The 15,944-nt window shown below is 54.3% G+C and carries 8 protein-coding genes; 7 read left to right on the top strand and 1 reads right to left on the bottom strand.

Annotation, left to right across the window (positions count from 1 at the left end; all coding sequences use genetic code 11):
- Window positions 1-2 precede the first annotated feature (2 nt).
- From DQG23_RS39725 to DQG23_RS39695, 7 genes are all read left to right on the top strand, one after another.
- Entirely contained in the window at window positions 3-1,757 is a 1,755-nt protein-coding gene (locus DQG23_RS39725; protein ID WP_113036606.1) for a sensor histidine kinase, read from the top strand.
- 185 nt (window positions 1,758-1,942) lie between these two features.
- The gene (locus DQG23_RS39720; protein WP_113036605.1) at window positions 1,943-3,577 is read left to right on the top strand and encodes an extracellular solute-binding protein; all 1,635 of its coding nucleotides are present in this window, start codon (window positions 1,943-1,945) and stop codon (window positions 3,575-3,577) included.
- Window positions 3,578-3,668: 91 nt separating this feature from the next.
- Window positions 3,669-4,622, top strand: coding sequence for an ABC transporter permease (locus DQG23_RS39715; RefSeq protein WP_113036604.1), 954 nt, complete (start codon window positions 3,669-3,671; stop codon window positions 4,620-4,622).
- Between the two features lie 18 nt (window positions 4,623-4,640).
- Complete coding sequence (locus DQG23_RS39710) at window positions 4,641-5,522, top strand: carbohydrate ABC transporter permease (protein ID WP_113036603.1); 882 nt, start codon at window positions 4,641-4,643, stop codon at window positions 5,520-5,522.
- Window positions 5,523-5,609: 87 nt separating this feature from the next.
- Complete coding sequence (locus tag DQG23_RS39705; RefSeq protein WP_113036602.1) at window positions 5,610-9,335, top strand: hypothetical protein; 3,726 nt, start codon at window positions 5,610-5,612, stop codon at window positions 9,333-9,335.
- A gap of 68 nt (window positions 9,336-9,403) precedes the next feature.
- Complete coding sequence (locus tag DQG23_RS39700) at window positions 9,404-12,637, top strand: heparinase II/III domain-containing protein (protein ID WP_113036601.1); 3,234 nt, start codon at window positions 9,404-9,406, stop codon at window positions 12,635-12,637.
- Between the two features lie 303 nt (window positions 12,638-12,940).
- Window positions 12,941-14,797 (top strand): extracellular solute-binding protein, encoded by a 1,857-nt coding sequence (locus DQG23_RS39695; RefSeq protein WP_113036600.1) that lies wholly within the window; start codon window positions 12,941-12,943, stop codon window positions 14,795-14,797.
- 162 nt (window positions 14,798-14,959) lie between these two features.
- Here the strand turns inward: DQG23_RS39695 and DQG23_RS39690 are convergent, their stop codons facing one another.
- On the bottom strand, window positions 14,960-15,922 hold the full coding sequence (locus DQG23_RS39690; RefSeq protein WP_113036599.1) for a glycerophosphodiester phosphodiesterase family protein: 963 nt from the start codon (window positions 15,920-15,922) through the stop codon (window positions 14,960-14,962).
- Window positions 15,923-15,944 lie beyond the last annotated feature (22 nt).

Raw genomic sequence — 15,944 nt, 5'->3', positions numbered from 1 at the left:
GCATGACAAAACGTTCCGAAATGTCCGCTTCCCGCATGAGGCCGTATTTATTCTACACGCTCAGAAGCAGAGTGATTGCCGTTCTGCTGCTGAGCTCGCTCGTTCCGCTAATTTTGATCGGCTACGTTTCGTATTATACGATCGCTTCGATGCTGGACAACAAGGTGTTGAACGGCGTGCGCAGCCAAATGGAGCAAACCGCTTTCTCGCTGGACAAGGAAATTCAAAGCCTGAACCATGTGGCTATGCAGCTTTCGTTCGAAGGCGGGGTCGGCATTGAGCTGAAATCATACTTGTCGTCCGAGGACGTCTATGAGAAATATATTTTTGAGCAGTCGATTCATAATTACATCAATCTGATCACGTATACAAACCCGAATGTCGGGCTTATCCATTATTATTTCTCGGATACGAACAAAATAGCATTTAAAGTTAACAACAATACTACCGAGATTGATCCGGGCGAGCTCTCGAAGCTTTACTCGTTTAGTGGGATTACGTACCATGCCCTCCATAAGTCGCTTTCCCCTACGTCTGATTCGCTCGTTTTATCCGTCGACCGGCGGATTTTCATTCCCGGGTATGGAAATTTGCATGTTTACGTTGAAACCAATCCTAATCTAGTATCACATGTTTTAGGGGCGAGTCAGCCCGGCATGCCGATGGCTTATTTGATGTCAGACGACAGCAATCGTATCGCCTACAGTGAAAACGATGAAGAATTTGCTTTGGGAACGGAGTTCGCTCCGGAGGTATCGAGCAAGCATCCCCAGGAAACGCGCAGCAGCTACTTGTTTACCGAGAAAACGGGAGAATGGACATGGGCCGCGATCATCCCGAAGAAGGATTACGACAGGGAGAAATACAGCTGGCTGCGCCAGTTCGCGATCTTCGGAATGGTGTCTTTGGCCGTAGCGCTCGGCTTCGCCTCGATGCTGTGGAGAACGGTATACAAGCCGCTTTCCGGCTTCAATAAGGAAATCCGTCTGCTTCAGATCAGCGGCTTCCATTCCTTGTTGAAATATCCGCGGATAGCCGAATTCGATTACGTGCTGGACCGTTTCGAGGAGATGCGCCAACGTATTTGGCAGCTTCTGCAGGAGGTCAAGCGGAACGAGAAACTGAAGGCGCAGCTGGAAGTGGAGAAGCTGATGTTCCAGATCAACCCGCATTTTATTCATAATACGCTGGATACGGTTCGCTGGCTGGCCCGGCTGAATTCGCAGGAAGAAATCGAACGGCTCGTTACGACGTTAAACAAAGTGCTTTATTACAATATGGGAAAAGGGGGCACGGCAACCGTCGGGCAAGAAATCGCCCTTTTGAACGATTATGTGGCCTTGCAGCAAATTCGCTACGATTTTCAATTCGAAATCGACATCCGCACCGAGGACGGTCTTATGGAGGTCCCGATTCCCCGGTTTATTTTGCAGCCCCTTGTGGAAAATGCGCTGTATCACGGACTCGGCGATGACGGCAGAATCGAGGTGAAGGCCGCACTCGACGGCGAGAAGCATATTCGTGTCGAAGTAAACGATAACGGAACCGGAATGAGCGAGGAAGAAATCCGTCAGCTATTCGCCTCCGAATCGGGCGAAAGGCGCAAAAGCGGAATGGGTATCGGCATCGGCTACGTGAATCGGATGATAAGTGCGCGCTACGGTGAAGATGCGAGCATCGACATTCGCAGCAAGCCGGGCGAGGGAACGTCGATCGTGCTGCGCTTTCCGCTTGCGGAGGAACGCCAAGGTGAATAATCGTCCGCAGAAAGGGTAAAAATCGTCCGAAAAAAACTGGGACGGCTATCCGAAAAATCATGATATCGTGCTCTTCATTCAGGATGATCGTGACCTCTCACGGCGGCTTTTTTGTTCTATGATGACAGTAGACTCCAAGAATAATAGAGAGCGCATTCAAAGATCAAAAAGGAGCGTGTCGTTTGATGAGAAAGAAGAAAGCGATTACAGCAATGGTTTCCGCCGTCTTAATGTCGAGCGTAGTCGTGGCAGGCTGTTCCGGGAGTAAAGATCCGGCGCCGTCGTCACCGGGCTCGCCTTCAGCCTCGGCGTCTCCGAAGGTCGAGGAGAAGAAGCTGAACATGAAGATGTTCATGACCAACTCCGGCATTCCGCATCCGGAGGGCGTCAACCCGAACGACAATCCGTATATCAACGTCGTCAAGGAATATGCGAACGTCGATCTTGAGCTTGAGGTGCCCAACTATGCGGACTTCAAGACAAAATTCAATCTGATGCTCTCCTCCGGCAATTTGCCCGACATCGTGCATACGATTTATCCGGATGAAGCTTATCAGCGTGCGGATGAAGGCGCTTTCATTGATTTGAAATCCTATTATGACAAGTCGCCTGTCGTTCAGAAGTATATTACGCCGGAAATGATGGAGATGGCGAAATCCGAAAGCGGCCATTATTACCGCATCCCGATGTCTTGGTCTTCGGTGCCGCAAGGCGACGGCGTAATCGTGCGGTACGATCTCGTAGTCAAATACAATGACGGCAAAATGCCGGAAACGGTTGAGGAATGGATCGAGCTGCTGCGCAAAATCAAAAAGGCGGAGCCGGATTCCATTCCGCTTGCGAACCGTGTCGTTAACGAGATGGCGATCACGTATGCCGGCGTGCCGTTCTTCTATTGGTACGGGGCAAAGCCGTTTACGTACCGGATCGAAGGCGGGAAAGCGGTAAGCACATTTACGCTGCCGGAGTATAAAGCGGCTGTCGAAGTGATGAAGCAGTTGTATGACGAAGGCATACTTGACAAAGAATTCGCAACGACAGATACGGCGAAGTACGCGGATAAATTGAAAAACCGGAACGTGCTGCTTAACGTAAATACGGCGGATCAGCTCATTCCAACCGGAACGCCGAAGCTGCCCGAGGATCAGCATAAAGAGTCCCAGTTCGCGCCGCCGCTCAAGCAGTATCCTACCGTGCTGAAGGACGTCAAATATGTGCAGCCTAAGCTGGCGTATCCGATCACGGGCCACGGCCTTTATATTTCCGCCAAGGCAAAGGACAAGGACCGGGCATGGAAAGTCATCGAAGGCTTCGCTTCGGATAAGCTGCACGAAGCGATTTTCTGGGGCAAAGAGGGCGAAGACTACAAGATGGAGAACGGCAAGAAGACGCCGATCGAAAATCAGGGTCTGGCCAATAAGGACAAATACTACAGACTGCATTTGGGCATTATTTTCGGCTTCAACGACAGGAAGGAATCCAGCATCGCTGCCGCAGAGAAAGTCATGAACAAGGATGAATTCAACAGACGGATCGACGGCATGAAGAAACTGGAAGAAACGGCAAAACAGACCGGCTTGCCGCTGGAGCCGTTCGTGAAGCTGCCTGCGGATACGGCCGCCAAAAGGACGGAATCGAACCAGTTTATTTCGCAAGCTACCGTCGAAGCGATCATGGGCAAAATCACGATGCAGCAGTTCGATCAGAAGGTCGAGGAGTACAAGAAAAAATACGGCTTCATTTATGACGAATATACGAAGTACATGAACGCGAACAAAGATCAACTGCGGAAGCTTGGCGTTAAAGAGGTCGATTGGTAGAATTCGGCCCTGGCGCCTCCGGTTTGAGCTATAGCCGGAGGCGCCCATTATTCTTGCAAACGCATTCGAGAGGAAAGAGGAGGGCTAAACCGTGAGCATAACAGCAGAGCCTAGAACAAACGGCAAACGGCCCGCTATTCGGACCAAACGGCGGGTATACAAGAAAACCGTATTCGCCCTGTATTTGATTTTGGCGCCGACTTTGCTGCTGCTGCTTGTCTTCAAATATATTCCGATGTACGGGATTACGATATCGTTCCAGGATTTTTCTCCGTTTCGCGGCATAACCGGGAGTCCATGGGTCGGGATGAAGCATATCGTTCATTTTCTGACGGACGAAACGTTTTGGCAGGTCATGCGAAATACGCTGATCATCAATTTTTACGATTTGATATTCGGCTTTTCCGCCCCGATCGTATTCGCCATTCTGGCCAACGAGCTGACGAACGGCATGTTCAAGCGGGTGACGCAAACGATATCGTATTTGCCACACTTCCTGTCATGGGTTGTCGTAGCGGGGGTGTTTTACCAAATTTTGTCGCCTAATGACGGGCTATTTAACGCCATGCTCGGCTTGTTCGGCATCGAGCCCATCTATTTTATGACGGAGAAGGAGCTGTTCCGCGGCATCGTCGTATCGGCGGGGATATGGAAAGACGTCGGCTGGTCCGCTATTTTGTATTTTGCGGTTATCGCGGGCATCGATTCCAGCTTGTACGAAGCGGCGAAGGTCGACGGCGCCAGCCGGCTCCGGCAAATTTGGCATATTACGCTGCCGGGGATGGTACCGATGATCATCCTGCTGCTGCTTCTAAGGCTGTCGAATATGTTCGAAATCGGCTTCGATCGTATGTTCGTGATGCAGAACCCGATCGTACTCGACGTCTCCGACGTTATCAGCACCTACGTGTACCGCATCGGCTTGGAGAAGTCGCAATACAGCCTCACGACCGCCATCGGCTTCGTTCAAAGCATCCTTGGCTTCCTAATGCTGATTACCGCGAACAAAGTGTCGAAAAAGCTGGTGGGCATGGGACTTTATTGACGGAAGGGAGAGAAAAGCATGCTGCACCGGACTACTGCCGGACGTGTTTTCGATATATTCAACGTAATATTATTTATTGTGTTCTGTATTTCCATACTCGTTCCGTTCATTAACGCGATCGCGATTTCGCTCAGCAGCTACCAGGCGGCGGCGATCGGAAAGATCGGTTTATGGCCGAAAGGCTTTAATATCGAGGCTTACCATAAGCTGGCGTACAGCAAACAGTTTTTGCGAACCTTTATGAATACCGCATTTCTGACCGTAGTTAACACGGCTCTTGTTATCGTCTTGTCGCTCTCGGCCGGCTACGTGATGGCGCATAAGCATTTGATCGGGCGCGGCTTCCTGTTTATCGTTCTGATTATTCCGCTTTATTTTAGCGGGGGACTCATTCCGTTTTATTTGCTCGTCAATAAAATCGGATTGAACAATACGTATTGGGCGCTTATTCTTCCCGGCGTCATCAACGTGTTTTATATTATCGTATTCCGCAATCAGATCAACCAACTGCCGCAGGAGCTGATGGAATCGGCGGAAATCGACGGAGCAAGCGAGATGCGCATTTTGATCAATATCATTTTACCGCTCGTGATGCCGATGGCCATGGCGTTCGTCGTGTTCAGCGCGGTAGCTTATTGGAACGAATGGTTCGGGGTTCTGATTTTCATCCGCGAGAAGACGATGTGGACGCTGCAGTTTCAGCTAAGAGAAATATTGATCAACTCGGCGCTGATCGACTCGGAAACGCAGAAAGCGCTTATCAACGAGGAAACGACGATCCATCCGAACAACCTGAAGATGGCCGCGCTTATGCTGACGATTTTGCCGATCATCGTAATCTATCCGTTCGTGCAGAAATTTTTCATACACGGACAGCTCGTCGGAGCCGTAAAAGGCTAGGTTTGACGCAGAGAGGCCTGACATGCGGCGTTTACTTGCTGCAGAGAGCAGGTAATGGAGCTGCGACAATAGGGAGGGACATGAACCGTGTCTGACAAGCGTTATGCTTACCCGGTATATAAGGTATATGAAAAGGCGGCCGGTTTGGGCATCGCAGCCGAAACCCGGTTTTACGCCGGTTATTCGAATCGGGCTTCCGAGTGCGGGACGGATTTCCGCATGTATACGGATGACGGCAATCTGCATATCGACTTCGGTTTTGTTCACGGCGCTCCCGAAGCAAGGCATTCGTTCACGCTGCTGTTCGACCCGGCTCATTCCGGGCGCAGGCCTCATAATGCTTTCATGATTCAGGTCGGCGGCGACGGCCTGCTTAAGGCCGAAAGATATCGTTATATGTGGGAGGAGGCGGAGGAACGGAACCTTATTCATTTGGAAAAAAGCGGCGATGACAGGCGGACACGCTTCCGGCTGTTTTTTCCTCTGTCCATGCTCGGGCAAACGCTTGCGGAACGGAGAATCGTCGGCTTTAATTTTTTTCATAAAGCGGCGGAAGGGGCCAAGCAAACGGAATACCGCTGGTCGGGGTTGCCGGGAGACACTGCGGTGATCGCTCAAGGGGCGGGCGATTTGCTGTTCGTGAACGGCATGCCGGAAGAGGCAATCGCGTCTTTGACCGATAAGGCCGCCCGTGAAAGCGAAATTGCTTATACGCAATGGAAGAGGCAGAGCTGCCCGGAACCGCGGCCTGGATGGATCGTTTCCAAGAAGCGCGGATTTACGATCCGGATCGGGCGGCAGGATGCGGAGCGTGCCCGGCATCAGGCGGAGCATACCACGTGGGGCCGCAAAATAAAGGAAGCGGTGCTGGAAACGGCGGATTATTGGGCTGCGAAATCGGATGAGGAGCTGCTGGCTCTGGTGCCTGACGGCAACCCAAGGGCGCTGACCCCCGGGCAATATTTCGGCGATCCTCTGCACGAAGGCAATCGCAGCGCTTTTCAAGTGTGTCTGGAAAGGCCGTATGAGTACTACAATCCGGCGACCGGCGTTTGGTGGCGGAACGGGATGAAGCTTACGAATCCGGGAACGGGCGAGGAGCTCGAGTTCCATGACGGCGGGGAAGGCTTTATGGCTCCCGACGGATTTCCGAACCCGGGAGTCCGCTATATGTTTACCGCATCCTACCGGCTGTTCCTGCTATCCATGCTTCTGGGAAGCCCGTATTGTCCGGTACTCGAAGACAAGACCGTTTGTCCGGAGACGAGCGGCAAAAAATATGCGGGAGCGATCAACAACCTGGCGTACGCTTTCGTGCTGACCGGCCGAAGCGAATATGCCTGCAAGGCGCTCCTATTGATCGGCCGCATTGCGGAGCTGCTTCCGTATATGAATGGCAACTACGGCGACGGTACATATTCGGATACGGTAAATATCGCCGAACCTTCGACGACGGAATCCTCTTGGATGTCCAACCTTTTGGAAGCGGCGGATCTCTTGTACGATGAAATCGACGGGTTAAGTTCGAGGCTGCAGGAATGCTTCGCTTCTTTGCCGGGACCGGACCGCGGCGAGCGGAGCGAACCGTTTTGCGTTAAAAAAGCTGTATACGGGATGCTTCCCTATTTGCTTTATTCATGCGAGCTTGAAAAAAACAAGCGTTCCGATTGGTCGATGCGTTACATTCATCTGCAATTGATGATCGCCTCTTTCATGGGAAGCGGACCGCTTATGCAATATGTGCTTAACGAAGGGCCTTACAGCCTGCAGTCCAAAATCAGAAACAGCTTTTTTCGCGACGGCCGGTACGCATACGATTCGCCGCAATATATCGGTCATATTTGCAAGCAAATGCTCTTGATGGCGAACAACAACTACAGGTTCGAGGACGGATCTTATTTTCCGGACGGCATCGATATGTTCGAAGACCGCAGGTACGGGATCGCACAGATCGGCAACCTGTATTTCCAGCTCCAGTTCGGCGGGCTGACGCCGATGTTCGGCGATACGAGCGGCGACAACGAGGAGCCGCTTGCGGAAGGACGCAGGAACGGCGCTTTCGATTATAATCCGGTGATGGAAATCGCCTTCGACAGGATGCCGTCATTGAGAGCGGATATCGCACCGATCCTGAGTCATTTTCTAAACGAAGAGCTGGAAGCCTACAGGCTCCGGAGCGCGAAGGACACTTATTTGAACAACGCGCTTTTGCTGCTCGCCACGGCGAGGGATCGGTCCGAATACGATTCGTACGGTATAACTTCCGAACGGGGACAAAAATCCTGTCTGCTGCAGGATTCCGAAACGAGCATATTGCGGGCGGGGACGAATGCGCGGAACCGCAAGCATGTGGTGTTATACGGTCAACCTACCGCCGCCCACGAGCATGGCGATAAGCTTGGGTTATGGATAGGCGCTTACGGATACCATTTGCTTTCCGGGGCCGGTAGATATCCGTTCACGTGGATTAGTCCCAAATTTCAGGGATGGGAGGTTCATTCCGCCGCTTGCACGATTGTCGTAAAAGACGGGCAAAACCAGAAGCCGTCCTACTCCAGGCTGAAATGCCATTACGAAGGCAAACTGCTGCAGGGATCGGGGATGGAAAACACCGTCGCTTATCCGGGGAGCCATATGGAACGCTGGTGCTGGCTCGTGACTGCGCCGAACGGCGAGGATGCGTATGTTGTGGACGTCAACTTTGCCCGGGGCGGAACTACGTTCGATTATAATACGATTGGATTGGATTTGCCGCTTGACGGCCTCCAATTCGACGGCATTTCCGGCGAGCGGTGGAAAACGCTTGAAGGAACGATGGCGGGGCCGGAGGTGGAGCTGTACAGCCAACCGGGTTATGGATGGATGAAGGCATGGAAAAAGGCGAAGCCCGATCGGTCGTTCTCCTGGACGTTCGGCTACAAGCATGCGTCGCTGCGTTTTCATGCCGTTCCCGACGAAGGGGAATCGGAGCGGGAGCTCGTGTGCGCATTGGGCGAGCGTGGAGGCGAGGAAACGGGCAAGTCGTCCTGGCTCCCGTTCGTCATGTGGCGCGACCGGGATGAGCATGCAGACATTCACGCTGCCAGCTTCGTTACCGTGCTTGAGCCGTTTGAAGCAAAGAGCTTTATCCGCGAGGTACGTCCGTTAAAGCGGACGGATTTGGCCGGGGAAGCGCGGCGCGCATCGGGTGAGGAGCCGGTGCTGGATTTGTCCAAGGGGCCGGGACAATTCCGAGCGGTCGGCATCGAAATCGTTTTCGAGGACGGCAGGCGGGATGTCGTAATCGCAAACCGCGAAGATACGGAGCCCGTCAGCTTTTTGGATTCGGCGGGCCGCAGCTTCTCGAGCGATGCGCGTGCGCTGCTGCTTCGTTATGACGGGGATAAGCTGGAGAAAGCCGAAGCTGTCGGGGTTAGCCGGGTGGAAGCGGGAGATTTCCGCGTGGCTCGAAACGGCACCTCCCTCACGGGCGCGGTTGCGGATGCCGATTATGTAACCGGACGGGTTTCGATCGAGCTTTCTGCCGACGAATCGATCGCCGCTTCCGAGCTGGAAGGGAGAGTCGCTTTCCTCGACGCTCCCGACTATGCGAAGCCTTCTACGTACATGATGCGCGACGTAACGATCGAGGGGCGGAAGCTATCGTTCCAGTCCGAAATGACGCTTTTTTTGCTGGACGCGAATTGGGAAGCGATAGAGAAAAAACATGCGCTCGCCGGCAAAAAACGGTTCGAATTCGACGGGAAGGACGTTTATACGGACATCAAGCCTGGCGACAGTTTCTCGGTGCATCGGCATGTATGGATGGGATGAAGCTGTATCCGGATGTGATTGAACAAAGGATGAACGGATAATAAGGCGCTGGAGGTGGCGTGGGGATCATGCTGCATAATAAGAAGGATGAAGGCGGTTCCGGGCAGTCTGACAGTCGGCTTCCGGTATCGGATGGCCAATCCGGCGAGGTGCCGGCAGAAGCGATGCGCGGCCATATAACGTGCGCGAAAAAGCGATCTTCGCTGTATACGTCCGAGAAGGTGGCGGCGGCGCGTAAAAATGTACGGAATTACGGATGGGCAGCAGGCTTGCGCGACTCCGCCGTAAGCAAAGCGGAGCGATATGCCGCCTTCGGATTGGATGCGCTCTGGTCCGCCGTGCCGGCGCAGACGCTCCCGCGAAGCTACGGCGTGAATCAAGCAATGGGAAGCCCGATTACAGGCCGCGGCATCGATGCTTACGGGAACTATCCGTATCGCGGAGATCCGCTTAACGAGCCTTGGAAAATCGTCGATCCGTCGAGCGGTTATACGTTCCCATCCAACGATTTCGGCGCGTATTACGCGAGCGGGCTTGACGTGCACGGAATTTTTCAGCCCGGATTAGCGGACCGTTGCTTGCTTGTCAATACGCTTTATCCGGAAAAAGGGCCGGACTGGGGCGTTGACGACGGTTTCGGATGGGTGGACGAGAACGGCGTCCGGTACACGTTCATCGCTTATTATGTTCACTGGATATTATGGTTTGGAGCGGACGGACTGCTGAACGAGGCTGTCAATCATTTGCGCGATGCGTATCTATACACGGGCGACGCGAAATACGCACGATCCGGTCTTGTGCTGCTCGACCGGATCGCGGATGTGTACCCCGATATGGACATATCTTGGCACGACGCCAAATCGTTCTTGAACTCTCATGGCTTGACGGGCCAAGGCAAAGTGATAGGGAACATATGGGAAACGTTCCTCATTAAAGATTTGCTGCGGGCGTACGATGCGTTTTATCCCGCTGCGGACGATCCGGAAACGGTAGCGTTCTTAAGCCGGAAGGCGGCGTCCTGCAAGCTGGCGAACCCGAAAACGAGCGGGGACGCGATCCGCCGCAATATCGAGGACGGCATCGTCAAGCAGGTGTTCCCGGCCGTTCGAAATGCGCAGGTTCACGGCAATGACGGCATGCATCAAAGCGCGCTGGCGATGGCGGCTGTCGTCTACGATACGATGCCGGAGACGAAGGAATGGCTCGATTTCGTCTTTCAAACGGGAGGCTTGGAGTCCGATCCATGGCGGGTAACCGGCGGCAACGTATTCAACTCGCTCGTTTGTCTGGTCGACCGGGACGGCAACGGCGATGAGGCGTCGCCGGGCTACAATGCGCTATGGCTGACCGAGCATCAGGAAACGGCGGATATTTTGGACGGTTACGACAAATACCCCGAGGCGGATTTATACCGGAACGTAAAATTCCGCGGCATGTTTTACGCGCTGCTGCCGCAAATTTTTATCGAGCGATACACGAATAACACCGGCGATACCGGCAGCACGGGCAAACCGGGCATCGGGGCGAGAATGTCCGACGTACTTAAGGGATTCGATAAATACGGCGATCCGTTGTTCGCGCAGTGGGCATACAAATTGAACGGCGATTCGGCGGACGGCATACACCGGAACATATTCGCCGAAGAGCCGGAGCAAATCGCCGAGGCGATACGCCAAGCGGTTGCCGCTCATGGTACGCTAGCGATGGATAGCGGCAATGAAACCGGCTACGGCCTTGCCGCGCTGCGCGACGGCTATAGCTCCGGTTCGGGCTTCGGCTCCCTGTGCGAGACCGAGGCTGGCGCTAGCGCTGGTGCGGAGCGTGTTGCGGCGGGAAACGGCGAAGCGAATACGCTGCGGGATGTTTGGATGTACTACGGCCGCAATACGGGCCATGGACATTTCGATACGCTGCAGATCGGCATGCACGGGTTCGGGCTGGATGTAACCCCGGATCTCGGCTATCCGGAGTTTGCGGACGACGTGGATATGCATCGCGCGCAATGGGTGATCAATACGGTCAGCCATAATACCGTCGTCGTCGACAAGCGCAAGCAATCGCCGCAATGGGTCGGTTTGCCTCATCATTTTGACGATAGCGGCGCCGTGCAGCTTATCGATGTCGAGGCGCCGCTTGTATACCCGCAGACCCGTCTTTACCGCCGAATGACGGCCATGATTCGTGCGGATGAGGTTAACTCGTACGCCGTGGACATTTTTCGCGTTAAAGGAGGCAGCGAGCATTGCTTCAGCTTTCACGGCGCGGACGCGGAGGTTACGACGGCGGGGCTGAGCATGTCGCGGCAGGCGGACGAATCAGGCGTATACGAGGGTACTTACGCAGGTCCAGACGTACCGTTCGGCGTCCGGGCGGACGATATCGAAGGCTGGAACTATCGGGGCAGCGGTTATCATTGGCTGAGAAACGTCGACCGCGACCGCCAGCCCGGGGCTGCGTTCAGCGTCGACTGGAAGCTGAAGGATACGTGGAACGTATACGGCGCCGGAGAGGGTGCGCCAACGGATGTTCACGTAAGGCTGACGATGCTCGGCGAGCTGGACGAGGTGGCGCTTGCCGACGGCATGCCGCCGCGCAACAAGCCGGGCAACCCGTCTTCCCTCCGGTATATGCTGGCGAAGCGGACAGGGTCCGATCTGGAAAGCTCTTTTACGTCCGTCATCGAAACTTATAAAGGAGAACGGTTCGTCTCCTCGATCGAGCCGGCTGGAATGACCGCAAACGGTGTTCCCGTATCGGGAGCCGATGCCGTGGCGGTTCGGGTCGCATTGGCCGACGGCCGCGTCGATACGATCGCGAGCAGCCTCGACCCTTCGATCAAATACGTCGTCGGCGGCATGCTTCGCTTTAAGGGATCGTTCGGCGTTTACAGCGAGCGGAACGGCCGGGAGACGTACCGTTACGTCCACGACGGGACGGTTTTCGCTCCGATAGGCGAGCCGGATTCCGGGCAAGCGGCGGCGCTGACCGGAACGGTTTTCGATTTTACGCGGGAATTATCCGTGCGGAACGAATTGATCGTTGAGATGAATGCCGTCGGCGTCGATCTCTCGCAGCTGCAAGGCGCGATGATTATCGTCGCGAACGACGGTGTGCGCAATGCGGCATACCGCATTTGCGGCGCTGCGGAGCTCGGCGGCGGCCGTTACAGCATAAACATCGGCCGTATAACGACGATTCGCGCATACGCGAACCCGAGCGATCTCGGCGAAGGTTATTTGTACGATGTGGCGGAGGGGGCGGCGTTCCGCATTCCTTTAACGCATAGCAGCGTGCGGAAATAAAGGCTGCCGGTTTTGAGGACGGCGATGCGCGCGGGGAGTCGCACGCAGTGCGGAATGGGATATTAGGCGGCAAACCGCAGGCATTTCATCCGGCTTCGGATGGAGTGCCTGTTTGCTTCCCGGAGGTTCGGGGGAATCAGCTACGCTGGCAAAGATAGGCTCCCAGGCCCCGATTGCGACCCGGTTCCCCGCGGAGCAAGTCCCAAAAGAGCAGGTCTTGACGGTAAAATCGTGCAACCTTTAAAGGTCCTTCCTCGTATGGTATACAGGTATGAAAATATTTACATACGGAGATGATCATACATGCGTAAAAAATGGGTGCTATCCGGTATTGCCGCAACCATGCTCGTCGGACCTTCGGCCTATGCGCAAGACGTGCAGCCGCCGCAAGCGGCAGGAAGCAGCGCAAGTTACGCCGGCGGCGTTTGGGACACGGAAGACCTGACGCAGGCCGAAGGCTTGGAGGAGAACAGGACGATCGGCGTTTTTCTGCGAACGGGAAAAATAACCTTCCAAACTCCGCCGGTTATTGAAGAAGGCAACACGCTGGCGCCTTACGGTCCGCTGCTGGAACGGCTCGGCTTCGAAACGGCTTGGGACGAGAAAACGGGGACGGTCAGTGCGGAGAAGCGGAATTTATCGCTGCGCTTGACGATCGGCAGCGATGAAGCGACAGTAAATGGGGAGAAACTGAAAATGCCGGCGGCACCAAAGCTGCTGGGTGGCGTTCCATATATTCCGCTTCGTTTTGTCGCGGAAGCGGACAAGCGCGAAGTGCGTTGGGACGGGCTATGGCAGGAAATTTCAATCGGCGAAGGACAAGATTTAACGGAGCTTAGAATCGTTTACAGAACGGATTCGTTAACCGATCAAAAGCATGCGGAAGCGATCTTCAAGAAGGTAGAGGAAGAAACCGGCATCCGGCTCGAGCTTATCGCCGTTCCTGCGGAGCATTACCAGCAAAAATTGAATCTAATGATCGCCGCAAACGATTTGCCGGATTTGCTGTTCGTTCCGGATCAAACCGTATATCCGTTAACAATGCTGCCGGGGATATTCCGGGATTTGACGGACAAATTGCCGAAATTCCCGAACCTGGACAAGCTGTCGCAGCAAGCGAAGGACTTGCGGATCGAAGGCCGTTTATTCGGTTTGGCAAAGCTGAAATCTCCCTATGACGAAAGGTTCCCGGCGCTTCGTGCGGACTGGCTGAAGCCGCTGGACCTGGAGCTTCCGCAAACGATGGACGAGCTCTACAAGGTGATGGCCGATTTCAAGAGCAAGGATCCTGACGGCAACGGCCGCAACGATACAATCGGTATGGCCGGCAATGTCGGGTCCGACAGTCTCGGCGATTTTGCATGGGTCGAGCATGTGTTTAATGAAAGCGCAGGCCGCTTCAAACTGGCGGACGGTAAAATTGTCGATACGATCGCTGCGCCTGGAGAGCTCGAAGCGCTGCAGTGGCTGAGCCGCGCGTTCCGCGACGGCTTGCTGAAGGGGGATTTCGCCAAGGACGCAGACTCCCCGACTTTCGGCATAGCGGAAGGAAACGCGGGAATAGGAAGTCTTTCCTTGGACGAAGCGGTCCGGATAAGCGGGCAGCTGCGGCAAACGGCTGCGAAAGCGGATGTCGTTCCGCTGCCGTCTCTGCAGGCTAACGGCAAAACAAGCGTCGTCCCGGTCGGCTCCGGCCAAGCCGGCATGTTCGCGATACCGTACAACGTATCCGAAGCGAAAACGATTCAAATTCTTTCTTTCCTCGAACGGCTGGCCGGAACGGGAAGCGCCGGCGATTTTGCGGACGGCCTGAGCCGCCAAACAGCGGAGCAACTGGATCAAACAATCGGCTGGAACGCAGGAGGCGAACGTACGGAGGATGCTGCCGCGGCGCTCAAGCAAGCCGTATTGCAGGAGAGGGAGAAGCTTTCGTTCGATGCGGTTAATCCTGTGGACGGCCGACTGCTGGAAGCGGAGGATAAAGCCAAGCTGCATGAGCTGGACGTGAAAACGACCGAAATGAAGCTGAGTTACATCATGGGCAAAATATCTACCGAGCAGTGGCAAGCATACGTGCAGAAGCTGACGAATGATCCTGCTTACACGGATATTTTGAAGAAGCTGAACGAAGCGTATGCCAAAATGAACGCAGCCGAATAACGATATACGGCTGCCGGCGATTTTTATTCCCGGGTTGCGGGGAATCGAGAATTTTACACAAAAGAACCTCCATTCCGCTTGGTTAAAGCAGGACTGGAGGTTCTCTTTTGCCCATGGGATAGTCCCTAGAGCTTGGGTAAGTTCGCAAAGTTTCTTATAGGATCATTTCAGTCCCATTTCCTGAATGACTTCCTTCAGCAGATCCGGCCTGTTCGTCATGATCCCGTCGGCGCCGAGCTCGATCAGCTCCTTCATCTCGGCTTTGTCGTCAATCGTCCAGTAGTGGACCTGCATGTTCAGCCGATGGGCGCCTTCGATCAGGCTGCGGGTTTTCAGGTTGAAGCCGCTGTTTTCCGTCGGAATTTGCAATACTTGCGCTCCGGGACGGTAGAAGCCCGGCAGAAGCGCTTTGTGGGCCAGCACGAATTTAACGACCTCGCTTTTACCGGCTCCTATCGCGACTTTATTACCGGCAAACTCATTAAATCTTTTGACGATGCCGTTATCGAAAGAGTTGACGATGACCTTCTTCTCCAGCCCGTACTTCTCGATCAGCTCCCACAGCTTTCGTTCGATTTGCGATTCTCCGGTTTTGGGATACGTATCTTTGATTTCGATGTTGAAATAATGCTCCTTGCCGTATTTGGCAAAAAGCTCGTCGAGCTCCGGGATGTATGCGCCTTTGCCGCGGTAGCTTTTCTCGCCCTTCAAATCCTCGAACGTATATCCTGCGTCAAGCTTCTGAAGCTCCTCCAGCGTAAACGAGTCGACACGGCCCTTGCCGTCGGTCGTACGGTCGACCGTAGCGTCATGAATGGTGACAAGCCGCCCGTCTTTCGTCATATGGATATCGGTTTCCAGTACATCGACGCCGAGCGAATGTGCGATGTCGAAAGCGGCCATCGTGTTGGAGGGGGCAAGAAGCTCACCGCCTTGATGCGCGATATTGAGCGGCTTTTGTAACGCTTGAAAAACGTCGGGCTGCTTCGGTACGAAAACGTAATACATGAAAGTATGTACGATCAGCACGGTCACGATTATCGCCAATACGATACGGAGCGCGCTTCTTCCGCGCTTGCGTCCGACTGCTGCAGGCCGGGTCGATGAATCGCTGTACGGCGTCATGCTGGTTGATTCCCCCTAATTA

Source organism: Paenibacillus contaminans (assembly GCF_003285015.1).
In the GTDB taxonomy this organism is placed as follows: Bacteria; Bacillota; Bacilli; order Paenibacillales; family NBRC-103111; genus Paenibacillus_V; species Paenibacillus_V contaminans.
Note: the sequence above shows the minus strand (reverse complement) of the source record. Positions and strands in the feature narration are given on the sequence as shown.